The sequence below is a fragment of the Cyanobium sp. ATX 6E8 genome, assembly GCF_024346335.1.
In the GTDB taxonomy this organism is placed as follows: domain Bacteria; phylum Cyanobacteriota; class Cyanobacteriia; order PCC-6307; family Cyanobiaceae; genus Cyanobium_A.
Genome location: NZ_JAGQCT010000017.1, coordinates 25491 through 51012 on the forward strand (window position 1 = coordinate 25491; position 25522 = coordinate 51012).

The window sequence follows — 25522 nt, forward strand, 5'->3', positions numbered from 1 at the left end:
CGTCAGCCTTCGGGGAACAGCAGGCTGGCGAGTTCGTCGGCATCCACGTCATAGACGCGGGCGAGGCTGGTTTCGATGGCGCTGGTCACTTCGCCCGGCAGGAAGCGCATGGCGTTGAGGGCGTCGTCGGCGATCTCGTCGGTGAGCAGCTTCTCGTCGCCGCCCAGCTTTTCGTCGTTGATCACCGCCATCACCCAGCTCTGGTAGGCGTACACGAGATCGCCGAACTCCAGATCGGGGTCGTTGAAGTCGAGGGCCATGGATGCGGTCGGCACATGCCTGTGCAGTCTGCCCGCCGCTGAGCAGGATGGCAGGCATGAAGGCCACCAACCTGCAGGCAACGCTGTTCGATTTCGCCATCGGTGAGCTGGTGCGGCAGCACCGCGAGAGCTTCCAGCCGCTCTGGAGCACGGAGAGCTGGGCCAAGCTGATGATCTGGCTGTCGCTCAACTGCGGTTGCAGCGGCGACCGCGAGGGTCTGGAGGCCTTTGCGGCCGCCCTGGGCCCGGTGGTGACCACTCGGATGCGGCGCCTGTTCTTTGCGCGGGAGCTGGAGGATCTGGATCTTCAGGTGATGGCCGACCCCGCTGAGCAGCAGGTGCTGGTGATGCCTTTAGGCCCGCCTGGGCCGTTGGATCCCGCCCGGGTGGTCCAGGTCCTGGAGCGGGTGGGTTTGCTGCCGCGGGTTGTGAGCGACCCGGAGCGCTGGCAGGCGTTGGATGCCGTGGTGGCCATTCCCTGGGAGGAGCGCCCGTGATGGATCTGATTGCCCGCTACCGCAACACCGGATTTGAGGCCCTTGCCGATGGCGTGATGGCCTTTTTCGAGCGTCGCCCCGATCTCCAGTGCCCCGGCGTCGCCTTTGGGCCAGAGGGTGAGGCTGGTGGCGGCGAGCCCGCAAAAATCTCCACCGACATCAGCCTGGTGGCGATCGACCGCTCCGATCCGGAGGCCTTCGCCCTGGCGGAGGTGATCCTGCGGGGGGTTTCGGCGGGTCTGGGCCGCTACCTGGAGGAGCGCCCCCTATTTCGCGACTGCTGCCCGGAGCAGGAGTTGTTTGTGAACCCGATCTTCAACCTGCAGCGCTACGCACCGGGGGAGGGCTTCAAGCGCTGGCACTGCGACTGGACGATCAGCGACGAGGCCACCGAACCGGTGCACCGGGTGCTGGCTTGGATCCTCTACTGCAACGACGTGCCCGAGGGCGGCACGGAGTTCCACTGGCAGGAGCACCACGAGGAGGCGGAGCGGGGCAAGCTCGTGATCTTTCCGGCGGGCCCCTCCCACATTCACCGCGGCCGCGTCAGCCACAGCCACACCAAAACGATCGCCACCGGCTGGATCAACGCCGGCAGCCGGGAGGACTACCTGCGTCGGCTGGCCAGGAGCTAGTGGTTGTCGACGTTGGGCCGGTGCTGCTCGGGCGGCCACACCATCGAATACTCCACCTGCTGGGGGAAGGGGATTTCGATGCCCTGCTGTTTGAAGGCACGCCATATCTCCAGGTTCACGGCGCTGGAGATCACGGGGGCCTCGATCGGGTTGGCGATCCAGAAGCGCAGCCCGTAGTTGATCGCAAAGTCGCCATAGCTGAGCAACAGGCCCTTCGGCGCCGGCTCCGCCAGCACAGTGTCCACCCCTAGGGCCGTGGCCTCCAGCAGGGCGATCACCTGATGGGGGTCGTGGTGGTAGGCGGCGCCCACATCCACCTGGCAGCGGCGCATGCGGTCGCTGGCGGTGTAGCTAGTGGTCGCCTCCGTGAAGAAGGTCTGGTTGGGAATCAGCAGTTCGGCGTTGTCGCGGTCGCGCCAGAGCAGGGTGGCCCGCAGACCCAGTTTGCGCACTTCGCAGTGGTCGTCATCGAGCAGAAGCACCTCTCCGGGGCGCACCGAGCCCTCAAACAGCAGCCACAGGCCGCTCACGAAGTTGGAGAACACCTCCTTGATGCCGAAGCCAAGGCCCACCGACAGGCCCACCGACAGGCCGCCGGCCACGGCGATCAGGGCGGTGGTGTTGAGGCCCAGGTGCATCCCCACGCCCACCAGCCCCAATCCCACAACGGTGTAACGCAGCATCAACTCCATGGCTTTACGGCTGCCATCGCTCAAGCCCACTGCTCGCTGCACCAGCCAGGCCACGCCCGCCGCCGGTGGCCCCGAGCCCACCAGCACCAGGTAGGTGATCAGCCCGGCATTGAACAGCTTGCCCGCATCGACGGGCGCCCCCAGCACGCTGCCCAGGGGGGCTACGGCCAGATCCCTGATGCTGTCGAGGCTGCTGATCAGCATCAGGGCCGCCAGCAGCAGATAGGCGGGCCGCAGCAGGCGGCTGTCAAGTTGCCGCGCCGTTTCCGTGCCGAGGCGGCGTTGCAGCAGGGGCTGCAGCAGGTTGAGGGCGTACCAGCCCAGCCAGAGCATGCCCAGCTGGCCGCTGAGTCCGTAGGGCAGCCCCAGCAGGGCCAGCAGCAGGCAGCTGGTCGCCAGCACCACAAGGGCCAGGGGGGTGTAGGCCCGCGGCCGCAGCTGGCGTAGCCAGTTTCGGCGGGCTGCAAACCGCCGCAACACCATTAGCCCGATCACCACAGCCAGTTGCAGCAGCACGGCGGGCCGCTCCAGATAGCCCAGCCAGCCCAGCACCTCCAGCAACAGCTCCCTCATGGCCGGTTCCGCAGGATCGCCACCAGGCTCTGGCCTGCCTTGCTGGGCGGCACCTCCCCAAACACCAACGTGGTGAGCAGGGTCTGGATCTTGTCTAACCGGGGATCGTTGCTGTGAATGAGTTCCCCCAGGGTGTTGGTCTGGCTGCCCTGTTCGGTCGAGGTCACCATGGCGCGAAGCGTCGCCGAGCTGCTCACCGGCACCCTCACGAAGCGGTTGGCTGGCAGCACCACCTGGGAGCCCAGGGTGAGATTCCTCTGGCTCAGGGGGTTCACGCTGAAGCGGCTGAAGGCCAGGGCCCGCTCGCGGCTGCTGCGGCTGGCGTTGGTGCCGAGGGCCAACACCCGCAGCTTGTTGATTGGACTCGCATTACCCCCCTCGCCCCCCGGCAGGGGCGCCACCCCGAGCCCATCCCCCAGGGTTTTGCGCAGCCGGGGTATGGCCGAGCTGCGACAGGGGAACCAGTCGAGCCGGCCCGCCTGGAATTCCGCCTCTGCCGAGGAGTGACTGGCGTAAAAGGTCACCCGCAGTTTGTTGTTGGCGTTTTGCAGCCAGGTGAGCCAGCGCTCGATCGCCTGCTGCTGGGCCCCGCTGGGTTGCCTACCGGCAGCGGCTGTATCGATGGCGTCGATCGCACCAAGGCTGCCGACTGTCCAGAAGAGGTTGTAGGCCTCCATCGAGAGGCCCACGGGATGGCCCTTGGCACTGGTGTCGAGCAGCTGCTGCAGGGTGGTTGGAGCGGCGTCAAGTCGCCTGCGGTTGAAGCAGGCCAGCTGGGTCTGCACCAGCAATGGCAGCCCGGCCAGTTCTCCGGAGGAGTTGCGCAGCCGATCGAGCACCTGGGGATCGAACGGGTTGAGATCCACTTCAGTTCGCGGGAAGGGCGCGATCACACCTGCATCCAACAGCTGCACGGCCATGTCCCCGTTGATCAGCAGCAGATCGGGGCCCAGCCCGGCCCGGTTGCGGCGTTGGATCGCCCAGGCCAGTTGCTGTTCGGGGTAGAGGCTGACCTGAAATCGGGTGTTGGGGTAAAGCTGCCTGTAGCCAGCTTCTAAATAACCCAGTCGCTGCCGGGTGTCGGCGAGCAGGTTGGCGTCGATCGTTTCATCGGGGTTCACCTCCACCCCGAGGTAAAGCACGTTGGGCAGCCCATCGCTTGCGCGGCAACCGAGCAGCAGTAGTGAGGCCAGCACAGCTAGGCAGCGCCATGCCACGCGTCGTGTCGCCTGTGAGGGGGCCGGGGGATGCGGCATGGCCTTGTTCTGCGGGCTCATCATCCCTGGCCTCGGCCCGTTTTGCGACCATGGCCCGAGTGCCCGTGCCTGCCGCCGTGACCGAGCTGTCTGCCCCAGCCCCAGAAGCGGCCCTGCCCAAGACCGTCGCAGCCGAAGGGCTGCCCAAGACCTACGACCCGGCCGGCACCGAGAGCCGTTGGCAGCAGGCCTGGGAGAGCAGCGGTGCCTTTCACCCGGATCCTGCGGCGGAGGGAGAACCCTTCTCTGTCGTGATTCCGCCGCCGAACGTGACCGGCAGCCTGCACATGGGCCACGCCTTCAACACGGCCCTGATCGACACGATCGTGCGCTTCCAGCGCCTGCGTGGCAAAAACGTGCTCTGCCTGCCCGGCACCGACCATGCCTCGATCGCCGTGCAGACGATCCTCGAGAAGCAGCTCAAGGCGGAGGGCAAACGCAAGGAAGACCTGGGCCGCGAGGCCTTCCTGGAGCAGGCCTGGGAGTGGAAGGCCCAGAGCGGCGGCACGATCGTGGGCCAGCTTCGGCGCCTGGGCTACTCGGTGGACTGGCGGCGGGAGCGCTTCACCCTCGATGCTGGTTGCAGCGCCGCGGTGATCGAGGCCTTCAACCGCCTGCATGAGCAGGGGCTGATCTACCGGGGCGAATACCTGGTGAATTGGTGCCCCGCCTCGGGATCGGCGGTGAGCGATCTGGAGGTGGAGATGAAGGAGGTGGACGGTCACCTCTGGCACTTCCGTTATCCGCTCAGCGAGGGCGGGGGCTGCCTTGAAGTGGCCACCACCCGGCCCGAAACCCTGCTGGGCGACACGGCCGTGGCGGTGAACCCCAAGGACCCGCGCTACGCCGCCCTGGTGGGCCAGACCCTCACCCTGCCGCTGGTGGGGCGTGAGATCCCGATCGTGGCCGACGACCACGTGGATGCGGAGTTCGGAACGGGGTGCGTGAAGGTGACCCCGGCTCACGACCCCAACGACTTCGCGATTGGCCAGCGCCATGCGTTGCCGCTGATCACGGTGATGGCCAAGGACGGCTCGATGAACGAAGCCGCCGGCCGCTTCGCCGGGCTGGATCGCTTTGAGGCTCGCCAGGCGGTGGTGGCGGCGATGGAGGCGGAGGGTTTCCTCGTGAAGGTGGAGCCCTACCGCCACAGCGTGCCCTTTTCCGATCGCGGCAAGGTGCCGGTGGAGCCGCTGCTCTCCACCCAGTGGTTTGTGCGCACCGAGCCCCTGGCCGCCCGCTGCCGGGAGGCGCTGGATGCTGCTGCCACCGGCCCCGAACCCCGCTTCGTGCCGGAGCGCTGGAGCATGGTGTACCGCGACTGGCTCACCGACATCCGCGACTGGTGCATCTCCCGTCAGCTGTGGTGGGGCCACCGCATCCCGGCCTGGTTTGTGGTGAGCGAAACCGGCGGCCTCATCACCGACAGCACCCCCTATGTGGTGGCGCGGGATGAGGTGGAAGCCATGGCGAAGGCCGAGGCGCAGTTTGGCGGCGGCACACATGCCCACCCGCTGGTGCTGGAGCAGGACCCCGACGCCCTCGACACCTGGTTTTCCAGCGGTCTCTGGCCCTTCTCCACCCTCGGCTGGCCCGATGCCGATGCCGCCGATCTGGAGCGCTGGTATCCCACCAGCGTGCTGGTGACGGGCTTCGACATCATCTTTTTCTGGGTGGCCCGGATGACGATGATGGCCGGCGCCTTTACGGGTCGGATGCCCTTTCGGGATGTGTACATCCACGGCCTGGTGCGGGATGAGCAGAACCGCAAGATGAGCAAATCGGCGGGCAACGGCATCGACCCGCTGCTGCTGATCGATCGCTACGGCGCCGATGCGCTGCGCTTCGCCCTGGTGCGGGAGGTGGCCGGTGCCGGCCAGGACATCCGCCTCGACTACGACCGCAAATCCGACACCTCCGCCACCGTGGAGGCCTCGCGCAACTTCGCCAACAAGCTCTGGAACGCCACCCGTTTCGCCCTGATGAACCTGGGCGGCGAGACGCCCGCTTCGCTGGGCGACCCGGATCCCGCCTCCCTGCAACTGGCCGACCGCTGGATCCTCTCGCGCCTGGCCCGCGTCAACCGTGAAACCGCCGAGCGCTACGAGGGCTACGGCCTGGGCGAGGCCGCCAAGGGGCTCTACGAGTTTGCCTGGAATGAGGTGTGCGACTGGTATCTGGAGCTGATCAAGCGTCGGTTGCAGGTGCCGGCGGATCTGGAAGGGGCTGCCCGCGAGGCGGCCCTGGCCGATCAGTGCACCGCCCGCCAGGTGTTGGCCAAGGTGTTGAACGCGCTGCTGGTGATGCTGCATCCGCTGATGCCGCACCTCAGCGAGGAGCTCTGGCATGGCCTCACCGGTGAGAGCGAGGCCACCTTCCTGGCCCTCCAACCCTGGCCGACGCTGGATGCCGCTTCGCTCAACGACCAGCTGGAGGCGAGCTTCGCCGAGCTGATCGAGGCGATTCGGGTGGTGCGCAACCTGCGGGCCGTGGCGGGCCTCAAGCCGGCCCAGCCGGCGCCGGTGCAGTTCGTCACCGGCCGCGGCGCGCTGGCCCAGCTGTTGCAGGAGGCCACCGCCGATATCACCACCCTCACCCGTGCCGAGAGCGTGGCGGTGCTCGATCCCGCCACCGCCGAGGCTGCCCGCGGGGGCGCTGCCGGTCAGCGGACCCTGGCCGGGGTGTGTGGCGAGCTCCAGGTGCTGCTGCCCATTGAGGGCCTGGTGGATCTCGATGCCCTGCGGGGCCGGCTGGAGAAGGATCTCGCCAAGGCCGAGAAGGAGATCGCCGGCCTGGCGGGCCGCCTGGCCAATCCCAACTTCGCCGGCAAGGCGCCGCCGGAGGTGGTGGTGGAGTGCAAGGCCAACCTGGCCGAAGCCCAGGCCCAGGCGGAACTGGCCCGCAAGCGCCTGGCGGAGCTGGGCTGAACGCTTAGGATGTATGCGTACATCCAGCTCAGCTTCCTTGGGTTCCGCCATGGCCACCACCCGGCTGTTCCGTAATGGTCACTCCCAGGCCGTGCGTATCCCTGCAGAGCTGGCCTATGGGCGCAGTGATCTGGAGCTGGAGATCGAGAGGGTGGGAGACGAGTTGAGGATCCGGCCAGCCGGGCGTCCCATTCGCGGCGCCTTGGCCGCTCTCTCCCGGTTTTCAGCCGATTTCATGGCCGATGGCCGCGGCGATCAGGAGCAGGCCGATCGGGAGGCCCTGTGACCATTCGGCCCCTCTATCTGCTCGACACCAACATTTGTATCTATCTGATGAAGGATCAGCCGCCACAGGTGTCTGATCGCTTCGCTGCCTGCCGGGTGGGGGAGGTGGTGATCTCAGCCATTACGGCAGCGGAGCTGGAGTTCGGCGTGGTGGCCTCCGGCGCGGAGGCGGATCGCAACCGCCAGGCCCTGGAACAGTTTCTGCTGGAGGTGCCGGTGCTGCCCTTCGATCGCCAGGCGGCCCGCGCCTACGGCCCTGTGCGCTGGGCGACGCGGCTACGCCGCCGCGATGCTCTCGACAAGCTGATCGCCGCCCATGCGCTTGCGCTGGAGGTGGTGCTGGTCACCAACAATCCCTCGGATTTCCAGGCCTACCCGGATCTGGCGATTGAAAACTGGGTGGACAGCTGATCAACCACATCCAGCAGCCACCAGAGCTACACGTGGGTATCGAGGAGCACCCTCACTGCAGGGCTGAGAAGACCTGAGCATCCAGCACCGAGTTCCCTCGTTCAGCTCGAACCAACCTGAGCCACGCAGGCCTATCAAGGGGGGTGATCCGCTGGCGGCACGCCGATGCGGCTGATTTGCACCTCTTCTCCCCCGGCTTCCACTTGCCGGATCAGCTCCAGACAGTGGGCGCGGAACTGGGTGACCGAAACGTCCATCAAATCAGCTTGATGGCCTTTTTGTGCCGTCACCAAGCGGTCGGCCTTGCACCAGCATGGGGGCGTGTTGCCTGACGCATCGCGCTGACCCCAGACCTCCTTCCGCCGGCGTGGCTGCCACAGCTGCTTGAGGCGTTGCGCTCCCCCTGGGGGGCGGCGGCCTTCGTGCCGCTTTATGCCCTCTGGGTCACCCTTCTGCTTCCCGGGGTGTGGGCCTCGATGCTGGCCGGAGCCCTGTACGGACCCTGGTGGGGCAGCCTGATTGTGTTTGTGGGGGCTTGCCTCGGGGCGGAGGCGGCCTTCCTGCTCGGCCGCACCTGGCTGCGTGGCTGGGCCCGGCAGCGGCTGAGCGCTGTGCCCAAGCTTTTGGCGATCGAGCAGGCGGTGAGTCGGGAGGGCTTGAAGCTGGTGCTGCTCACCCGGCTCTCGCCTGTATTTCCCTTTTCCCTGCTCAACCTCGCCTACGGCCTCAGCGACGTGAGCCTGCGCGACTACTCGATTGGTCTGATCGGCATCGTGCCCGGCACGATTCTGTTCTGCGGCCTGGGGGCCCTGGCCGGCGATGTGGCCCGCTTTGGCGAGGTGCTCTCCGGCCAGGCTGATCCCGGCACCTGGGCCCTGCGGATTGTGGGGCTGCTGGCCACCGTGGTGGTGGTGTGGCTGGTGGGCCGGGCGGCTCAACGGGCGCTTCAGGAGCCCGGAGATTCGGGCTGATCTGCGCTCTCTGCCTGGTCCGGATCGGGCAGGTTCCAGTCGCGCAGGGCGGCGATCAGCACAAACCAGGCCAGCCTTAGCTTTGCCGGCAGCCCGGAGCGGTTCGCCAGCTCGGCATATTGGGCCCGGCCGCAGGGCGCCTTGATCCAGCGATGGATCGACGGCCGTTCAGCGCCAGGCTCTGGGGTGGGCAGGGTCATGGCCGAAGCAGCGCCGGGGATCTGAGTCTGGCCACCCTGCCTAGGTTGCGAGGGTTGCTGCGCCGCTGCAAGCCAAACCATGCTGGATGCCTCGCCTCATGCGCAGACCGCCGCTGCCGTGCTGCAGCAGCTCGGCAGTGACCCCGCTGAGGGCCTTGCTGCCGCCGAGGTGGCGCGGCGCTGTGAGCGCTATGGCCGCAACGAACTGGCCGAGCCGCCGACCCAGCCGGGATGGCTGAAGCTGCTGCTTCAGTTTCACCAGCCCCTGCTCTACATCCTGTTGGTGGCGGGTCTGATCAAGGCTCTGCTGGGCTCCTGGACCAACGCCCTGGTGATCTGGGCCGTCACGCTGATCAACGCCGTGATCGGCTACATCCAGGAGGCTCGGGCTGAGGGGGCGATTGCGGCCCTGGCCCGCTCGGTGAGCACGGAGACCACCGTGTTGCGCGACGGCCAGACCCTGCGCATCCCCTCCCGTGATCTGGTGCCGGGCGATGTGGTGCAGTTGGCCGCGGGCGACAAGGTGCCGGCGGACCTGCGGTTGGTGGAGGTGCGGGATCTGCAGGTCGATGAGTCGGGGCTCACGGGGGAATCGCTGCCGGTGCTGAAGGACCTGGCCCCCCTCCTATCCGATACGCCCCTGGCCGACCGTCGCTGCATGGTCCACGCCGGCAGCTTCGTGACCTCCGGTCAGGGGTTTGGGGTGGTGGTGGCCACCGGTGATGCCACCGAGATGGGGGCCATCTCCCAGTCGTTGCAGCAGCGCAGCAGCTTGAGCACGCCGCTCACGCGCCGTTTTGCCCGCTTCAGTCGGGTGCTCCTTTATTTCATCCTGGCGGTGGCGGCTCTCACCCTGGCGATCGGCCTGGGCCGCGGCCAGCCCTTTGCCGAGGTGTTTGAGGCGGCGGTGGCTCTGGCGGTGAGTGCGATCCCCGAGGGCCTGCCGGCGGTGGTCACGATCACCCTGGCGATCGGCGTGAACCGGATGGCGGCCCGCCACGCCATCATCCGCAAGCTGCCGGCGGTGGAGGCCCTGGGCAGTGCCACGGTGATCTGCTCCGACAAGACCGGCACCCTCACCGAAAACCAGATGACGGTGCAGGTGGTGGAGGCCGGCGGCGTCAGCTATCGCGTCACCGGAGGCGGCTACAGCCCCCATGGCGACCTGCTCGATGCCAGTGGTGCGGTGGTGGATCCCCTGCCCGACCCCCTGGATCAGCTGCTGCGCTGCGGCGTGCTCTGCAATGACGCCCGCCTGATGCAGGAGCACGGCAACTGGAGTTGCCAGGGGGATCCCACCGAGGGGGCCCTGTTGGCGGCGGCGGAGAAGGCTGGCCTCACCCGGGCAGGGCTAGAGGGTCACTGGCCGCGGCTGGACGTGCTTCCGTTCGCCTCCGACCACCAGTACATGGCCACCCTCCATGACGGGGACGACAGCGAGCGGCTGCTGCAGGTGAAGGGCTCGCTCGAGGCCCTGCTGCCCCGCTGTGCCGGCATGCTCGCCGCCGATGGTGCGGTTGTGCCCGTCACGGTCGCGGCGATCCAGGAGCGGGTGGATGCACTGGCCGGCAAGGGACTTCGCCTGATCGCCTTTGCAGCCAAGCGCCTGCCCCACCACCGTCACGACCTCAGCCACGAGGATGTGGAGAGCGGTCTGGTGTTCCTCGGCCTGCAGGGCATGCTCGACCCGCCGCGGCCGGAGGCAATCGCGGCGGTGGCGGCCTGCCAGCGGGCCGGCATCTCGGTGCGGATGATCACCGGCGACCACGCCGCCACTGCGGCTGCCATTGCCGCCCGCATGGGCTTGGGCGGTTCGGAACCGGCCAGCCAAGCCAGCGAGGCCGAACCTCTGCGGGCCTACACCGGCCGTGACCTGGCGGCGATGGATTCGGCCCAGCTGGCCGCCGCCGCCGCCGCTGGCCAGGTGTTTGCCCGGGTGGCCCCGGCTCAGAAGCTGGAGCTGGTGAAGGCGCTGCAGGCCCAGGGGGAGGTGGTGGCCATGACCGGAGATGGCGTCAACGACGCCCCGGCGCTCAAGCAGGCCGACATCGGCATCGCCATGGGTCAGGGCGGCACGGAGGTGGCCCGGGAGGCGTCCGACATGCTGCTCACCGACGACAACTTCGCCTCGATTGAGGCGGCGGTGGAGGAGGGGCGCACGGTGTATCGCAACCTGCGCAAGGCGATGGCCTTCCTGCTGCCGGTGAACGGCGGTGAGTCGATGACGATCCTGATCAGCGCCCTGCTGGCCCGCGATTTGCCGATCCTGGCCCTGCAGGTGCTGTGGCTCAACATGATCAACTCGATCACGATGACCGTGCCCCTGGCCTTTGAGCCCAAGGCGCCCGACACGATGATCCGGCCGCCGCGGGATCCCCATGAACCGCTGATCACGCCCCGGCTGCTGCGGCGCATCCTGGTGGTGTCCGCCTTCAACTGGGTGCTGATCTTCGGGGTGTTCGAGTGGGTGCGGATCGGCGGTGGCAGCCTGCAGCTGGCCCGCACGGCGGCGATTCAGGCGCTGGTGGCCGCCCGGATCATCTACCTGCTCAGCATCAGCCAGCTGGGCCGCAGCCTGGCCGCGCGGCTGCTGGGCCAGGCCGGGTCGGTGGCCCGGGGCCCCCAGCTGCTGCTGGGGATCGGCCTGGCCGTGCTGCTGCAGGTGGTGTTCAGCCAGTGGCGGCCGATGAACAGCCTGTTCCAGACGGCGCCGATCGGGCTCACCGAGCTGGGGGCGTGTGGCTTGGCGATGGTGGCGATGCTGCCGGTGGCCTGGCTGGCCAACCGGCTCGATCCCAGCGCCTAATCGAGGGGGTCAGGCAGCCAGCAGCGCCTTGAGCCCCGCCTCATCCAGCACCGCCACCCCGAGGCTCTCGGCCTTGCTGAGCTTGCTGCCGGCTTCGGCGCCGGCCACCACGTAGCTGGTTTTCTTGCTCACCGAGCTGCTCACCTTGCCGCCGGCGGCCTCGATCAGGGCCTGGGCCTGGCTGCGGCTCATCGACGGCAGGGTGCCGGTGAGCACAAAGGTCTGGCCCTGCAGCGCCGCGCCGCCGCTGTCGTGGGCCCGCGCGGCGGCCTCCGCCAGTTCGGGTTCGGTGGCCGCCAGGGAGAAGCCCAGTGCCTCCAGCTGCTCCAGCAGCCGCTGGTTGGCGGCGGTGGCGAACCACTGCTGCAGGCTCTCGGCGATCTGTTCACCGATGCCGAACACGGCGGTGATCGCCTCAGGCGTGTTGGCAGCGGCGGTGGTGAGATCAGCAGCACTGGGGAAGGTCTGGGCCAGGGCCTTGGCGTTCACCTCGCCCACGTGGTGGATGCCGAGGCCGTAGAGCTGGCGGTGCCAGGGCTGTTGTTTTGAGGTGGCCAGGGCGGCCACCAGGTTCTCGGCGCTTTTCCCCCCCATGCGCTCGAGGCTGGCTAGCAGCGCTGCATCGAGGCGGTAGAGGTCGGCGATCGAGTGCACCAGGCCCCGATCCACCAGCTGTTCGATCAGCTTGCTGCCGGCGCCATCCACATCCAGGGCCGCCTTGCTCACCCAGTGGCGCAGGGCGCCGCGCAGGATCGCCGGGCAGCTGCTGTTCACGCAGCGGGTGGCCGCTTCCCCCTCCTCGCGCACCAGCTCTGCGCCGCATTCGGGGCAGACGTGAGGCAGCTCCAGCAGGGTCGCGCCGGCGGGCCGCAGCTCCGGCAGCACCCGCACCACCTCGGGGATGATCTCGCCGGCCTTGCGCACCACGATCGTGTCGCCGGCGTGCAAATCCAGCTCTGCCAGCCGATCGGCGTTGTGCAACGTGGCCCGGCTCACCGTGGTGCCGGCCAGGGGCACCGGCTCGAATTCGGCCACGGGCGTCACCACCCCGGTGCGGCCCACCTGGCAGCCCAGCCGTAGCAAACGGCTCGGGGCCTCCTCGGCGGCGTATTTCAGGGCGATCGCCCAGCGCGGAGCCTTCTGGGTGAAGCCCGCGTCGGCCTGCAGGCGCAGGTCGTTGAGCTTCACCACCACGCCGTCGGTGGCGTAGGGCAGGGCCTTGCGGCCCTCATCCCATTGGGCGAAAAACCCCTCCACCGCCGCTAGATCCGGCAGCAGCGCCGCGTTGGGGTTCACCTTGAAGCCGGCGGCCTGGAGCCATTGCAGCGCCTCCCACTGGCTGGTGGGTCGCGGCGGATCGCCCCCGTTCGCGCCGTCCGCTCCGGGCTGCCAGTCGTCGGGTAGGTGCAGGGTGTAAGCGAAGAAATCCAGCCGCCGGGCGGCCACCACCCGCGGATCGAGCTGGCGCAGGGTGCCGGCGCAGGCGTTGCGGGGGTTGGCGAACAGGGCTTCGCCGCGTTGGCCCCGCTCGGCGTTGATCGCCGCGAAGGTGCCATCGGGAATCAGGGCCTCGCCGCGCACCTCCACCCAGGCCGGCGGGTGCTCCAGCTGCAGCCGCAGCGGCACGCTCTGGATCGTGCGCACGTTGGCGGTGATCTCCTCGCCCCGCTCGCCATCGCCGCGGGTGGCGGCCCGCACCAGCAGGCCCTGCGCGTAGCTCAGCGCCAGGGCGTTGCCGTCGATCTTCAGCTCGCCCACCATCGCCAGTTGGGGCAGGGGCATTCCAGGCTCGGGCGTGCGGTCGAGCACCTTGAGCAGGCGGCCATACCAGGCCTCCAGCTCCTCGAGCGAAAAGGCGTTGTCGAGGCTGAGCAGGCCGATGCGGTGCTCCACGCTGCTGAAGCCCTCGGCCGGGGCACCGCCCACCCGCTGGGTGGGGCTGTCGGGGCTGACCAGCTCCGGCTGAGCGGCCTCGAGCTCCTGCAGCTCCCGGTAGAGCCGGTCGTAGACGGGATCCTCCAGGTCGGGGGCATCCAGCACGTAGTAGGCGTGGGCGGCACGCTGGAGCAGCTGGCGCAGCTCCTCCGCGCGGGCCTGATCTGACGTCACAGCGAGGGGCTCAGGCGGCGGCCAGCTTGGTGATGCGATCGACGCGCCACTGCTCCTCCACCTTCACGAAGGTGAAATCCAGCGGCAATTCGTCGTTGCCGTCGCTCTTGAGCTTCACGGTGAGGATCAGCTGGCCGTCATCGAGCCGGGGCCGGCCGGATTTGAGGTTGCGGTATTTGTTGAGCTGCAGCCCCGCCAGGAAGCGGATGAACTGCTGCCGGTTCACATGGGAGCGGTAGTTCTTGGTGGTGAGCAGGTAGGCGCCATCCACCTGGCCGCTGGCCACCTGGGTGAAGAACTGCTTGATCAGGGGGTTGATGCCGCGGGCGCTGAGCACCAGCTTCACCGCCGTGACCGTCCAGTAGAGGAGCAGGGTCCCGGCCCCAGCCAGCAGGGCCTTGGTGCCGATGTCGCGGGTGAGACCCCAGTCCATCTCGAAATAAATTGCGTTGACTGGGCCAGAGTCTGACTGACTGCCAAGCCGGCATGCCCCTCGAGCCCCTGCTGCCGCTGTTTCACCGTCTGGATCGGGAGCACTTTGACGGCTCATTGGCGCCCGCTGGCCAGCGGCTGGTGGAGCTGCGCTGGAGCGACGGCCGCATGCGCCGCACGGCAGGGATGTATCGCTTCGGTCGGCACGCCGATGGACGGCGCCTCTGCGAGATCGTGCTGTCGCGGCCCCTGCTCGACCCCCTGCCCCGCGCGGCCACCCTCAGCACCCTCTGCCACGAAATGATTCACGTTTGGGTGGATCGGGTGGTGGGCGCCCAGGAGGTGCACGGCCCCCAGTTCAGGGCCCGGATGGCCGCCATCAATGCGGCCCAGAGCGAGTTTCAGGTGAGCATCCGCCACCGCTATCCCCTGCCTGCCAGCACCACGCCGCCCCGCTGGTTGGCCTGCTGTCCTATCTGCGGCGTGCAAGCGCCCTACCGACGCCGGGTGAAGGGCCTGGCCTGCCGCTTGTGCTGCGAGCGGCTCCATGGCGGGCGCTGGCATGCCAGCTGCCTCTTGCACTTTGAGCAAGCGGCCTAGGTTCACGCCAGCTCGGCATCGCCATGGGCGTGTTCCTCTGGACCCTGGAATTTGGCGGGCTCACCATCGCCCTGGTTGGCCTGGGTCGCGAGCGCTGGTTGGCGGGCCGGCACCGCTAGCTCTAGCGCTAGCTGGATCCCTAACCTGGATCCATGCCTGAGTTTCGGTCTGATCCGGTTGAGCAGCGTTTTGACCGGCTGGTGAGTGCGGGCCGGCAGCTGGTGGATGGGGTGTCCGGCGCCCGGCCTGGCTCCCGCTCAGGTGCGCGCACGGCGCCCCGCGGCGATGGGCGCCGTGCGCGGCTGGATGGTTTGGGGGATGGCTTGGGTCGTTGGGTGGAAAACAAGCTCGATTGGATCCTCGAAGACGACGACGACTGGCGTGAGCCCTGGCAGGAGACGAGGCCGGAACCCAAGTTCGAACCCCGACCCGAACCCCGACCCGAATCCAGGTCGCAAGCCAGTGCCGCTGGGCCCTCGCGTCGCCGCCCCCTCGATGCCATTTCCCGTCGCACCACGGCTGCCCAGCCAGCTGATCCCTCCGAGTGGCCCGACGACGACACCTTCACGCTGCCCCGTTGGCAGCGGCAGGCCTCCAGCAGCCGATCGGCTTCCAGTGCCTCGCCCTCTGACGGCCGCCCTGCTGCAGGAGATGGTGCAACCCCTGGCCGGGCCCTGCCCCGCTCCACCCGGCGCCGGGCCTAGCCAGGATTCCTCACTAGCCTTGCCTCAGTGGCAAACGGTGCGATGGGCAGCCTTGTGGTGGTGGGGTTTCCCAAGGCTGAGGAGGCCGAGCAGGTGCGGCGGGAGCTGGTGGACATCCAGCGCGAGCAGCTGATCGCCCTCGAGGATGCTGTGGTGGTGGAGCACAACAGCGAAGGCCAGGTGCACCTGCGTCAGGCGATCAACCTCACCGCAGCCGGCGCCCTCGGCGGCGGCTTCTGGGGCACCCTGGTGGGCCTGCTGTTTCTCAACCCGTTGCTCGGTGCAGCTGTGGGTGCGGGCGTGGGCGCGGCCTCCGGCTCCCTCTCGGACATCGGCATCAACGATGGCTTCATGCGGGAGTTGGGCGAGACCCTGCCCCGCGGTAGTGCGGCCCTGTGCCTGTTGGTGCGCGAAGCGACGCCGGATCGGGTGATCGAGCGCCTGCGCGCCCATGCCCCTCACGCCAAGCTGCTGCGCACCAACCTCAGCCACACCGACGAGGATCAGCTCCGCGAACTGCTGGAGCGGGCCCGCCTGCAGGCCGAGGCCCTGCGCTTGGGTTGAGCGTGTCGGCTGGGGGTGCGGGCTACCACCTGAAAGCTGCAGCCCCGTTGCTGCAGTTCCAGGTTCACCGGCCGCACCAGCTCCTGGGGTAGGTCGCTCGCCATTTCTTCGGCGGAGGTGCTGATCGCAGGTGAGCCCTGTATGAGGGCCACCAGTAGGTCGGCCCACTGGCCTACCAAATGATGTTCGGCCATGGGACGTAGACCCTGCTGCTGCAGCAGTGGGCTGCAGCCCTGCGCATTCCAAACGGCGCTGGGGTTGGGGGACTGGGGATGGTGTTGGTAGGCCAGGCCTTGGCGCAGGGCGCTGGGGCTGGGGGCGCCGTTGCCCTGACGCAGGCCGGCCTCGCTGAGTAGCCGGCCGCAGTGCACGGCGGAAATGCCATAGATCCGGCCGAGGTCGGTCAGGCTCAACCAGTGGGCCTGCGCCGGATTGGCAGCAGCCGGGGTGGAGGTGGTCGGCGTGGGGGTGGTCATGGCCCGGTCTCCCGGCGCAAGTGGCCCCATGCTGGGTAGAGCATGACCTGCGTCAATCCGTTAAGCCCTTATTGCTGCAAGCCGTTACCGAGTTTGCAAACTGTTATGGCGTTCTGGTGCGGTTTGCAACGGGCCCCAGCCAGTGTTCCAGCTCCGGCGAGAACACCTCCCGGATCACGGTGAGTTCTTTCCCACCGCGGAAGAAGCGGTAGTGGCGGCTCCAGAACGGCCCCGCCTGACCAAAGCGCTCCTCCAGCCAGGGAGCATCCACCTGGGCCAGCCCATCCACCTCGCGAAACAGTTCGGCCCGATGGCTGGTGAGGCTGCGCCAGATCGGCTGCTCCCGCTCCTGCAGGTAGGCATCGGCCTGCTGTTGGTTCCACCAGCTCTCGGCCCAGGCCAGGGTTCGGCTACCGCAGCGCAACCACACCTGACGCCGCAGCAGCGGCCCGTCCAGCTCGGCGATCTCTGGAGGTGGCGGGGAGCTGGTGGGTAGCCGGGCGCCATCCGGATCAGGGGCCACAGGTTCCGGTGCCATGGCGATCAACTCGATCTCCACCGGCTCGCCCGTGAGCGACTCCAGGTGTCGGGTGGGGCTGCCATCCCCCAACAAGAGCAGCCGCCACGGTCCGCTCAGGCGTTGATCACCTGTGGCCGTGCTGCCATCGCTGAGGTTCAGCTGCCAGCGGGGATGGGGGGAAGGCAGAAGCCCCGCGTTGCCGCGACTGGTTTCCATCGGCTGATTCTGGCGGCGGGAGCCGGTCCGCTGTGCTGGCCCGGGTAGCGTTGTTACCCCTGGGTGCTGGCGGTGCTGGCGGATGTTGTCGTCACCAACCTGCACCGGCGCTTCACGGGCGTCTCAGCCACCGTGCAGGCGCTGGTGCCATGGCAGCGGCAGCAGCAGGAGCTGGTGGTGTGGGACTGGGGTCAGCTGGGCTTGGGGGGTGAGATCGGGTTCTGGTCGTTGCTGCGCTGGGGCTGGAGCCGGCCCCATCGGGGTCGCTGGCGCATTTGGCACGCTCGCCGTGACATTGAAATTCTGATCGGCCTGCTGCTCCGTTCGCTGCTGCGGCAGCCCTGGCGAGTGGTGTTCACCTCGGCGGCACCGAAGCGCCCGGGTTGGTGGCTGCGCCAGCTGATCCGGCGTTGCGATGCGGTGATCGCCACCTCTCCGCGCTCGGCTGCGTTTCTGGAGCGTTGCGATGCGGTGATCTTTCACGGCGTGGACTGCAAGCAGTTCCATCCCGCCGCCGATCGGCAGGCCTTGTTGGCGGAAGTGGGCTTGGCGGATCAGCAGGTGATCGGCAGTTTCGGCCGCATCAGGCCCAGCAAGGGAACTGATCTGTTTGTTGATGCTTTGTTGACGTTGTTGCCCCATTTCCCCGATTGGACTGCCGTGATTACGGGGCTTTGTCAGCAGCATGATCTGCCCTATCTGGAGGCGATGCAGCAACGGATTGTGGCTGCCGGCCTACACCAGCGCATTCATTTTGTGGGGGATCTTGGATCCGCCGATATTCGTCGCTGGTATCAACGGGCTTCGATCTGCGTGGCAGCCTCCCGCCGCGAAGGTTTTGGACTCACACCGCTTGAGGCGATGGCTAGTGGTTGCGTTCCTATCACATCTCAGGCTGGAGCCTGGCCCTGGATCATTCGGCCTGAGTTTGGTGTTATGACTGACTTTGGTGAACGAGAGAGCATGATTTCGGCCCTTCAATCTTTAATGGGGAATCCAACGCGTGTTGCCGCAATGGCCGCACATGCGAGATGCGTGGCCAGGCATGAGTACTCGGTCGATCGAGAGGCTGAACTCGTCAATGCCCTTTATGCAAAAATGGCCAGTGACGGAGCCATCCGATGATCACCAGTGTCGATGCAAGCGTCATTATTTCCACTTATAATTCGCCGCAATGGCTAGAGCTTGTGCTGCATGGATATTTTATTCAGGAGTTTCGCGGTAAATTTGAAATATTGATTGCCGACGATGGCTCTACTTCGGAGACCGCAAGTGTTATTGAAAATCTGTCTGCCATAAGTCCTTGGCCAATCCGACATATTTGGCAGTCAGATGATGGATTTCAGAAATGTAGGATTCTTAATAAGGCTATTGCGGCGTCAAAGGGCAAGCTGCTTTTATTCACTGATGGCGACTGTGTTCCACAGTCTAATATGTTGCAGATTCATGCCAGTCGTTGCAGGAAGGGCTCTTTTCTGACCGGTGGATACCTGAAGCTATCTCAGAGTCTTTCCCGTGGCGTCACTGTCAGTGATGTTCAAGCTGGGCATCTTTTTAGCGCGGCTTGGCTGGTCCGAAAGGGATTTCGGCCTTTGCCCAAGCTTTTTAAATTAGTCCTGCCGAGTCCATTGGATCGTTTAGCCAATCTGCTGACGCCGACAAAGCGCACATGGAATGGGCATAATTCTTCCTGCTTCCGAGAGGATGCTATTGCAGTCAATGGATTCAATGAGCTGATTCAGTATGGTGGACAAGATGTTGAATTTGGTTGTCGCCTTAACCATGCTGGGATTAGGGGCAGACATTTGAGATTCTCAACAATTCCAGTTCATCTCTATCATGGCCATGGATATGTCAAGCCGGGAATGCGTGAGCGCAGTGCTGCACAGAGATTGGAGACAAACCAACAGAGACTCGTTCGTGTAGAGGTCGGGCTTGATCAGTGGTTAAGGAGTGATGGCTCCGTTAGGCTGACTCCTGAAGATCACTTTCGCGACTTGGCAGGTAATAAGCCGTGAGAAGACCACAGCCCATATACAGGAAAGTGGCGGAGAAAAATGAGCTGTAAAAATCATTTTGAGTGATGAGTGGAAATAGCATGACGATCAATGAGGCGGAATAAGGATTTGCTTCTTCGCAGTTGAATTCGGAGCTCTTGCAGGAGGTATGCCACCGCACAAGTAGATGGACTGTGAAGAATAAGCCTGCAAGTCCAATGATGCCTGTCTGGGCCAAGATGCCTAAGTAGATATTGTGCGGACCCGGTGGAGCACTAAAACGCTGCTTGTCTTTTCGATCAGCAAACTTCGGATAAGCATCTTTAAAAGTAAAGGCACCGGTTCCAGTGAGTGGATTGGAGCGCCCCATCTTGATGGCAGCGTCGTAGATAAAGCCTCGGTCGCTGCTGATTAGGTTGAAGCGATCGAGCAGGGTTGTTTCTGTCTTTTCGGCTTGACGTGCCTCATCTTGGACTACTGGTGCTGCTATATTAACAGCGCTGATAATATGCTGGGTTCTTGTTTTAAGTTCTGGCGAGAAAGGATACACACAAAGAATAATTGCTGCAACTGCTGCAAATAGACGAATCGCCAGTTTTCTAGGCAACTGACCTAGCAGAAGGCAGGCGCCTATGAGATAGCTTAAAATATTGTTGCGTTGCCCACTTAGTATGGTGGCGATTCCCGCTCCGAGTAGAAGTCCAAAGCCGCCAACACTCCGTTCCCGAATTGGTCGCCAGAGTGCCATTGGCATGAGCATTGTGAGTAAGCGTCCAAACCGTGAACTCGTTAGAAATGATAGGTAGGGCGAGAGTGTTTCAATGCTACCATGTAAGCCAATGCTGATAGCACTGTAGAGACAGGCACTCAGGATCCAGGCTGCAACAATGATGGTTATGCCTCTCTGTTGCATCAGCCTTGCTTTTGTATTCTCTAGCCCAGTTATCATGCCAAGGCCTACAAAAGCTGAGACGAAGATCGCTCCGATCCCTTCCAAGGTTGAGCTTTTATTGATGGATAATCCAAGCGACGCAATTGCTGGGATTGCAGAACAGGCCAGCAGTTGAAGGAGTCTTGTTAAAGCTGGCCGATTTAAGTCTGGTTGTTTTTGAAGTAGGCGATATATGCCCAGAACCATCAGTGCAAAAATGCCGATCCGGTATTCTCCCGGAAACGGTTGCCATGCAAATAGCAGAATTGATGCGGCGCTACTGAGCGTCATCAAGATGACGTCATTCTTCGTGTGATTGCTCATGGCCTATGTCTGCGATTGCTTTCTAGACAGGCTATCCAGACTGAAATGATTGATAACAAGTTGAAGCTGTCTATCATTTCCGCCTCTGCTGACGTTGTTGCGGCTTAGTCGAGATGTTTTTATAAAGCGTTTGATTTCCTTGACGCTGTGCTCACCGAGGCACTGACGTTGGCTTCCGTGGATGAGCGACATGGCCCAAAACCATATGTCGTCAGCTGTTGGGCAAAGTGATCCAAATAGTTCACTATTGCAAGCTACGTCCCATGGTAGTGAGTCGGGTGGATAGAGAACTCCTCCAACACCAGTGAGAAAGCAAGTACTGGAAGCCGTTGCGATACTTGCAGGAGTCCAAGTGGTGTAAGGCAGGGGAGTGCCGTCGATGTCTTTTTGTATCTCATAGCCGCGACATCCTGCGATCTGATAAGGGTCGGCTTGGTGGCTCTCCAAGAGGTTTGCAAGCATATGCTCTTGGTAAATGATATCATCGTCAATGGTTACAATGGGCGCCTCTGGATATCTGGCCTTGACTGGTATTAGTTTTCCATAGCTTCTTAGATCTTTGTTAGTCCATATAATTTCTAGCCCATGCTTTTTTTGCTTCTCCAATTCCCTCGGCAGATCACTGTTAATTCCGAACTCAGAGCTATCAAGGACGAGCGTAATCCTCTCGGGTCTTATCCGCTGCCTTATAACTGACTCAACTGCAATCCATGCCGTTTTAATGCGAGCGGGAAAGCTGGTGAGGGATACGATTAGTCCGGATGCTACTTCGCCAGCTGGTGACGACTCTTGGTTTCTTTTCCAATGATGAATTAGCTTTGCCTGGGACAGTCTGTTTGCGATCCTGCTGGCATTCATGGTCGTTTGGGTTCAATCTGCTTGATAAGTTCGAAATCTTCGGCATAGATCTTACGGATTGAATTTGATAATATCTCATCCAATAATTGTTGGCTTGTTAGGTTTATCGCTTTGTTTCGCAAAAGCTCTTGGAGTTGGCTGGCGGGTGTATCTGCAAGGCAGATGCTATTTGGGTCTTGCGCGCTGATCGATGAGCGGCTTGGATTGGCTGGCGTAGAGAAGTATTGGTTGCCAATGTCTGTTCCAAGAAGTTTGCTCATGGATGCGTATAGGTTGTCTATGCAGATCACGGCGTTGTAGTCAATGGGCATCAAGTGACTTGTTTGTGTGTAGAGGTGGCAGTCAATCTCGTCTCCATCGCATACGCGCTTAGCATAGCCCTCTACCAAGGAGCGAAAGGTCGCTTCGCCAGGATCTTTGCCCGTTAGCATTTGATAATTAGCGAAGATGTCGTCGCAATCTTTCTGGTGAACAAATTTATTGCGATACAGCGATGTTAGTCGCGCGACCGGATCCCTGTAAACCATGACTCTTATATTCGCTTGCTGGGCTTTGCGGATGGTCAGCCTGTGAAAGCCGTTGAGAAGTTTTATGCCGGGGTTGCGTTTGTTCCATATCAGTCGCCGCCACGGAGATTTGTCCAGAAACAAGTTTTTGAAGGCCGTGCATGCGTTCTTGCGAATATAGCAATAGGAAAGAAATTCTTTGCCGATGTTGATGCCGTAATGGGCCCTGCCCGTTTGTTGTTGCCCTGTGCGGTCCAGTGAGGTCCATTCCGGATTGTTGTTAAAAGCCACTGCTGATGCTCACCCTGCGCTGTTCCCCGCCCTTTTCGATCACAGCGCTGTCGCCACTGGCGGAGCGCAGGCGCCAGCCGCTGCTGCCGATACTTTCGCCCACGGCGGCGCTGGTGGAGCTGCTGCCGAGCTGGAAGATGGCTGATCCGCTCTGGCCGGGTACCTGCACCACTCCCACCAGTTGGGGTGCACCGCTCGCACCGCTGCCGCTGGAGCTGCCCCTGCTGGCGGAGGCGCCCGTGGCGGCCGGAGCCGGACTTTTGATGCGGCTGTTGACCGGTACCTGGAGCACCTCGGCCGCAGGGGCGCTCCTCGCCGGCAGGGTGGCCAGTTCTTCCATCCAGGGTTCGCCGCCTCCCGGCGGCGGTGGTGGCAGGTCGCCATCCTGGGCGGACTGCTTGGGGCCTGCTGCTTGGGCAGCTTCGTCAGTTGCAGCCAGGCTGCCGGGCCCCATGGCGCGCAGCCGCTCGATCAGCAGCATGTTGCGCTCCTGGCGGATCGCTTGCTGGCTTTGGTTCCAGAACCCCACCACAACCAGGGCCATGCCGGCTACCACCATCACCGTGACACTGGCTCCGGCCAGCAACAAGCTTGGCTTGCGGCCCAGCTGGTCGATCCAGCCTCGGGGTCGAGGGTTTGTTTGCGGGGCTGGGGCTGGCTTCGGTGTGGTCGTCAGATCCCGCAGATCAAGGGGGACGCTGGGGCTGTCGCAGACCTCCACCTCAATGGGTTGTTCGGGCTCAAACACCCGGTTGAGCATCTGCTCGGCCTTGAGCTCCCAGTAGGCCCGGGAGGTGGGGATGCCGCGTACCGGACTCACCTGCTGCCGCTGCTCACGTGGTGGCGTTCAACGTACCGAGGCTTTCGAAGCTTGACGAGTCTTGGCGCTTGCGGATCTCCAGCCACAGCATCAGGGCGGTGATGTCGGCCGGGCTGACGCCCGGCACCCGTGAGGCCTGGCCCAGGCTGCTCGGCTGAACGGCCGTGAGCTTCTCGCGCGCTTCCTTGGAGAGGGTGCCGATGGCGGCGTAATCGACGCCGGCGGGAATCGGCCGGTGCGCCTGCTTCTTCACCTGGTCGATCTGCTGCTGCTGGCGGGCCAGGTAGCCGCTGTATTTGATGTCGATCTCGGCGCCTTCGCGCACATCGGCTGGCAGCGCGGCAGCGGCCAGGCCGTGGCGCACCAGATCGCTGCTGTGGAAGCCGGGGCGGCGGAGCAGCTCTGCCAGGGTGATCGAGCCCTTGATGGTGGCGCCGGTTTCGGCCACCACGGCGGCGGCGGCTGGATCGCTGGCCTTGAGGCGCACGGTGTCGAGGCGGCGTTGCTCGGCGGTGATCGCCTCCTGCTTGGCGGTGTAGATCCCCCAGCGGCGCTCATCGATCAGCCCCAGCTCGCGGCCCAGGGGGGTGAGGCGTCGGTCGGCATTGTCGCCCCGCAGCACCAGCCGGTATTCACTGCGGCTGGTGAGCACCCGGTAGGGCTCGCGCAGATCTTGGGTGATCAGGTCGTCGATCATGGTGCCGATGTAGCTGCCTTCGCGGGGGAAGTGAACGGCAGGCTCGCCGCGCACCTGCCGGGCGGCATTGAGGCCCGCCACCAGCCCCTGGGCGGCGGCCTCCTCATAGCCGGTGGTGCCGTTGAGCTGGCCGGCGGCATAGAGCCCCGCCACCCGCTTGGTTTCCAGGCTGGCTTTGAGCTGGGTGGCGGGCAGGTAGTCGTAGTCGACGGCGTAGGCGGGCCGCAGCATCACGCACTGCTCCAGGCCCGGCAGGGTGCGCAGCAGCTCCAGCTGCAGCCGCTCCGGCAGGCCGGTGGAGAAGCCCTGCACGTAGATCTCGGGGGTGTCGCGGCCTTCGGGCTCCAGGAAAATCTGGTGACTCTCCTTGTCGGCAAAGCGCACGATCTTGTCTTCGATCGACGGGCAGTAGCGGGGGCCCTTGCTGTCGATCACACCGCCGTAGATCGGCGTGAGGTGAAGGTTGTCGCGGATCAGCTGGTGGGTGGCGGCGGTGGTGCGGGTGATGTGGCAGCTCATCGGCTCGCCGCTCACCCAGGCCGCCGGATCAAACGAGAAGAAGCGATCGTGGGCATCGCTGGGCTGCTCTTCGAGCTGGTCGAGGGCGATGCTGCGCCGGTCCACCCGAGCGGGGGTGCCGGTCTTGAGGCGGCCCATCTGGAAGCCCAAGGCTTCGAGGGCCTCGGTGAGCCCCTCGGCGGGCTGTTCGCCGGCCCGGCCTGCCGGCATAGACTGATGCCCCACCCAGATCTGGCCCCCCAGGAAGGTGCCGGTGGTGAGGATCACGGCCGGCGCGGCATAGACGCTGCCGAAGTAGGTGCGCACGCCGGTGATCCGGGCGCCCCCGTCCGCGTCCTCCACCTCCAGCCCCGTCACCATCGCCTCGCGCAGGGCCAGATTGGGGGTGTGCTGCAGCAGCTGCAGCATCTGGCGGGCGTACTGGCGCTTGTCGGTTTGGGCGCGCAGGGCCCACACGGCCGGGCCGCGGCTGGCGTTGAGCACCCGCTTCTGCAGGGCCGTGGCATCGGCGAGTCGGCCGATCACACCGCCGAGGGCATCCACCTCATGCACCAGCTGGCTCTTGGCCGGCCCTCCGACCGCCGGGTTGCAGGGCTGCCAGGCGATGCGGTCGAGATTGAGCGAAAACAGGGCCGTGTTGAGCCCCAGCCGCGCCGCGGTGAGGGCTGCTTCACAGCCGGCGTGGCCGCCGCCCACCACGATCACATCGAAGTGTTCGGTGCACGATTCGGTGGCGGGGGCGGAGACGGCCATCACCCAATTCTCTATGGCCCGGGGGCGTGTTGGTGAGTGAGCCGCCAGGACTCCCTTTAAAGTCCCCTAACTCAATGCTCCGTCGATGCGAAGGGTTCCCTTCCTCTCGTTGCCGGACCGCATTGTGTCAACCAGCGGTTCCCAGGCGTTCGCCGAGACGGTGAGCCTGATGTTGCGGCTGCAGGACTGTGATTCGCTGCACCCTACGGAGCCGTTCGCCAGTCGTACGGGTGTGGTGCAACTGGGCCAGGTGTCCGTGCTGGCCACCAGTGGCTCACCGATTGAGGCTGTGGCTGTGACGTGGACCCCAAAAACTGAACCAGTCCTTATGAGAGCTTCCCTACCGGCCAGACTTGGCCAGGAGAAGCCCCATGAAACGCAAACGCCACAACCCCGAGCAGATCATCCGCAAGCTGCGCACCGCTGAGCAGCTCCTCAACCAGTGCCAGACCGTCGCCGATGTCTGCAGGGCCCTTGAGGTCTCGGCACCCACCTACCACCGCTGGCAGCAGCTTTATGGGGGCATGAAGGCCACGGAGGCCAAACGCCTCAAGGAACTCGAGCTGGAGAACACCCGCCTCAAGCGCTTGCTGGCCGATGCCGAGCTCGATAAGGCGATGCTCAAGGAGCTTGCCGAGGGAAACTTCTAAGCCCGGAACGTCGTCGCAGAGCTGTTGTGGTTCTGCAGGATC

Annotated in this window: 25 protein-coding genes and 1 pseudogene; 13 read left to right on the plus strand and 13 right to left on the minus strand. The window is 64.8% G+C overall.

Annotation, left to right across the window (positions count from 1 at the left end; all coding sequences use genetic code 11):
- Nucleotides 1-2: 2 nt before the first annotated feature.
- Complete coding sequence (locus tag KBY70_RS12180) at nucleotides 3-260, minus strand: hypothetical protein (protein WP_094561479.1); 258 nt, start codon at nucleotides 258-260, stop codon at nucleotides 3-5.
- A gap of 47 nt (nucleotides 261-307) precedes the next feature.
- On the opposite strand from KBY70_RS12180, the gene KBY70_RS12185 reads away from it, so the two are divergent.
- Entirely contained in the window at nucleotides 308-757 is a 450-nt protein-coding gene (locus KBY70_RS12185) for a protein phosphatase (protein WP_409996062.1), read from the plus strand.
- On the plus strand, nucleotides 757-1392 hold the full coding sequence (locus KBY70_RS12190) for a 2OG-Fe(II) oxygenase (RefSeq protein ID WP_254988666.1): 636 nt from the start codon (nucleotides 757-759) through the stop codon (nucleotides 1390-1392). Before KBY70_RS12185 ends, KBY70_RS12190 begins: the two co-directional genes overlap by 1 nt.
- On the opposite strand, the gene KBY70_RS12195 is transcribed toward KBY70_RS12190, so the two are convergent.
- Nucleotides 1389-2657: a mechanosensitive ion channel family protein gene (locus KBY70_RS12195; RefSeq protein WP_254988667.1), complete on the minus strand. Its 1269-nt coding sequence runs from the start codon at nucleotides 2655-2657 to the stop codon at nucleotides 1389-1391. The genes KBY70_RS12190 and KBY70_RS12195 overlap by 4 nt on opposite strands.
- Nucleotides 2654-3853, minus strand: a complete 1200-nt coding sequence (locus tag KBY70_RS12200) for an extracellular solute-binding protein (RefSeq protein ID WP_254988668.1) — start codon at nucleotides 3851-3853, stop codon at nucleotides 2654-2656. The genes KBY70_RS12195 and KBY70_RS12200 overlap by 4 nt, the downstream gene beginning before the upstream one ends.
- Nucleotides 3854-3963: 110 nt before the next feature.
- On the opposite strand from KBY70_RS12200, the gene KBY70_RS12205 reads away from it, so the two are divergent.
- Genes KBY70_RS12205 through KBY70_RS12215 form a run of 3 tightly spaced genes read left to right on the plus strand, consistent with a single transcriptional unit; the run spans nucleotide 3964 to nucleotide 7536 of the window.
- The gene (locus tag KBY70_RS12205) at nucleotides 3964-6840 is read left to right on the plus strand and encodes a valine--tRNA ligase (RefSeq protein ID WP_254988669.1); all 2877 of its coding nucleotides are present in this window, start codon (nucleotides 3964-3966) and stop codon (nucleotides 6838-6840) included.
- Between the two features lie 49 nt (nucleotides 6841-6889).
- Nucleotides 6890-7126 (plus strand): type II toxin-antitoxin system VapB family antitoxin, encoded by a 237-nt coding sequence (vapB, locus tag KBY70_RS12210; protein ID WP_094561484.1) that lies wholly within the window; start codon nucleotides 6890-6892, stop codon nucleotides 7124-7126.
- Nucleotides 7123-7536 carry a type II toxin-antitoxin system VapC family toxin gene (locus tag KBY70_RS12215; protein WP_254988670.1) on the plus strand — a complete coding sequence of 138 codons (414 nt, stop codon included), beginning with the start codon at nucleotides 7123-7125 and terminating at the stop codon, nucleotides 7534-7536. The genes vapB and KBY70_RS12215 overlap by 4 nt, the downstream gene beginning before the upstream one ends.
- Before the next feature lie 134 nt (nucleotides 7537-7670).
- Here the strand turns inward: KBY70_RS12215 and KBY70_RS12220 are convergent, their stop codons facing one another.
- Complete coding sequence (locus KBY70_RS12220) at nucleotides 7671-7793, minus strand: type II toxin-antitoxin system Phd/YefM family antitoxin (RefSeq protein WP_143592916.1); 123 nt, start codon at nucleotides 7791-7793, stop codon at nucleotides 7671-7673.
- 84 nt (nucleotides 7794-7877) lie between these two features.
- Between KBY70_RS12220 and KBY70_RS12225 the strand changes: the two genes are divergently transcribed.
- Nucleotides 7878-8507: a TVP38/TMEM64 family protein gene (locus tag KBY70_RS12225; RefSeq protein WP_094561485.1), complete on the plus strand. Its 630-nt coding sequence runs from the start codon at nucleotides 7878-7880 to the stop codon at nucleotides 8505-8507.
- Here the strand turns inward: KBY70_RS12225 and KBY70_RS12230 are convergent.
- Complete coding sequence (locus KBY70_RS12230; protein ID WP_094561486.1) at nucleotides 8483-8707, minus strand: hypothetical protein; 225 nt, start codon at nucleotides 8705-8707, stop codon at nucleotides 8483-8485. The two genes, KBY70_RS12225 and KBY70_RS12230, sit on opposite strands and share 25 nt — an antisense overlap.
- Nucleotides 8708-8786: 79 nt before the next feature.
- On the opposite strand from KBY70_RS12230, the gene KBY70_RS12235 reads away from it, so the two are divergent.
- Nucleotides 8787-11513 (plus strand): cation-translocating P-type ATPase, encoded by a 2727-nt coding sequence (locus tag KBY70_RS12235; RefSeq protein WP_254988671.1) that lies wholly within the window; start codon nucleotides 8787-8789, stop codon nucleotides 11511-11513.
- Nucleotides 11514-11522: 9 nt separating this feature from the next.
- Here KBY70_RS12235 and ligA read toward each other — a convergent pair whose 3' ends face one another.
- Nucleotides 11523-13622: an NAD-dependent DNA ligase LigA gene (gene ligA, locus KBY70_RS12240; protein WP_254988672.1), complete on the minus strand. Its 2100-nt coding sequence runs from the start codon at nucleotides 13620-13622 to the stop codon at nucleotides 11523-11525.
- Between the two features lie 10 nt (nucleotides 13623-13632).
- A complete protein-coding gene (locus KBY70_RS12245; protein WP_254988673.1) occupies nucleotides 13633-14055 on the minus strand; it encodes a hypothetical protein in 423 nt (140 codons plus the stop codon).
- Nucleotides 14056-14108: 53 nt separating this feature from the next.
- On the opposite strand from KBY70_RS12245, the gene KBY70_RS12250 reads away from it, so the two are divergent.
- The 3 genes from KBY70_RS12250 (at nucleotide 14109) to KBY70_RS12260 (ending at nucleotide 15922) form a co-directional block, all read left to right on the plus strand.
- On the plus strand, nucleotides 14109-14654 hold the full coding sequence (locus tag KBY70_RS12250; RefSeq protein ID WP_254988674.1) for a SprT family zinc-dependent metalloprotease: 546 nt from the start codon (nucleotides 14109-14111) through the stop codon (nucleotides 14652-14654).
- 152 nt (nucleotides 14655-14806) lie between these two features.
- A complete protein-coding gene (locus KBY70_RS12255) occupies nucleotides 14807-15358 on the plus strand; it encodes a hypothetical protein (protein WP_254988675.1) in 552 nt (183 codons plus the stop codon).
- A gap of 42 nt (nucleotides 15359-15400) precedes the next feature.
- Nucleotides 15401-15922, plus strand: coding sequence for a DUF1269 domain-containing protein (locus KBY70_RS12260; RefSeq protein WP_254988676.1), 522 nt, complete (start codon nucleotides 15401-15403; stop codon nucleotides 15920-15922).
- Here the strand turns inward: KBY70_RS12260 and KBY70_RS12265 are convergent.
- Both KBY70_RS12265 and KBY70_RS12270 read right to left on the minus strand, forming a co-directional pair.
- A complete protein-coding gene (locus tag KBY70_RS12265) occupies nucleotides 15862-16398 on the minus strand; it encodes a hypothetical protein (protein WP_254988677.1) in 537 nt (178 codons plus the stop codon). The two genes, KBY70_RS12260 and KBY70_RS12265, sit on opposite strands and share 61 nt — an antisense overlap.
- A 103-nt stretch (nucleotides 16399-16501) precedes the next feature.
- Nucleotides 16502-17134: a chorismate lyase gene (locus tag KBY70_RS12270; RefSeq protein ID WP_254988678.1), complete on the minus strand. Its 633-nt coding sequence runs from the start codon at nucleotides 17132-17134 to the stop codon at nucleotides 16502-16504.
- A gap of 348 nt (nucleotides 17135-17482) precedes the next feature.
- Between KBY70_RS12270 and KBY70_RS12275 the strand changes: the two genes are divergently transcribed.
- Nucleotides 17483-18259: a glycosyltransferase family 4 protein gene (locus tag KBY70_RS12275; protein ID WP_254988679.1), complete on the plus strand. Its 777-nt coding sequence runs from the start codon at nucleotides 17483-17485 to the stop codon at nucleotides 18257-18259.
- Nucleotides 18256-19152, plus strand: coding sequence for a glycosyltransferase (locus KBY70_RS12280; RefSeq protein WP_254988680.1), 897 nt, complete (start codon nucleotides 18256-18258; stop codon nucleotides 19150-19152). Before KBY70_RS12275 ends, KBY70_RS12280 begins: the two co-directional genes overlap by 4 nt.
- On the opposite strand, the gene KBY70_RS12285 is transcribed toward KBY70_RS12280, so the two are convergent.
- The 4 genes from KBY70_RS12285 to mnmG all read right to left on the minus strand — a co-directional run bounded on the left by KBY70_RS12285 (nucleotide 19100) and on the right by mnmG (nucleotide 24830).
- A complete protein-coding gene (locus KBY70_RS12285; protein WP_254988681.1) occupies nucleotides 19100-20386 on the minus strand; it encodes an O-antigen ligase family protein in 1287 nt (428 codons plus the stop codon). The genes KBY70_RS12280 and KBY70_RS12285 overlap by 53 nt on opposite strands.
- An 854-nt stretch (nucleotides 20387-21240) precedes the next feature.
- Nucleotides 21241-22041: a sulfotransferase family 2 domain-containing protein gene (locus KBY70_RS12290; RefSeq protein WP_254988682.1), complete on the minus strand. Its 801-nt coding sequence runs from the start codon at nucleotides 22039-22041 to the stop codon at nucleotides 21241-21243.
- Nucleotides 22031-22861: a hypothetical protein gene (locus KBY70_RS12295; protein ID WP_254988683.1), complete on the minus strand. Its 831-nt coding sequence runs from the start codon at nucleotides 22859-22861 to the stop codon at nucleotides 22031-22033. Before KBY70_RS12295 ends, KBY70_RS12290 begins: the two co-directional genes overlap by 11 nt.
- Before the next feature lie 13 nt (nucleotides 22862-22874).
- Nucleotides 22875-24830 (minus strand): tRNA uridine-5-carboxymethylaminomethyl(34) synthesis enzyme MnmG, encoded by a 1956-nt coding sequence (gene mnmG / locus KBY70_RS12300; protein ID WP_254988684.1) that lies wholly within the window; start codon nucleotides 24828-24830, stop codon nucleotides 22875-22877.
- Between the two features lie 371 nt (nucleotides 24831-25201).
- Between mnmG and KBY70_RS12305 the strand changes: the two are divergent.
- Nucleotides 25202-25522: pseudogene (locus KBY70_RS12305) on the plus strand (transposase); the annotation flags it as partial.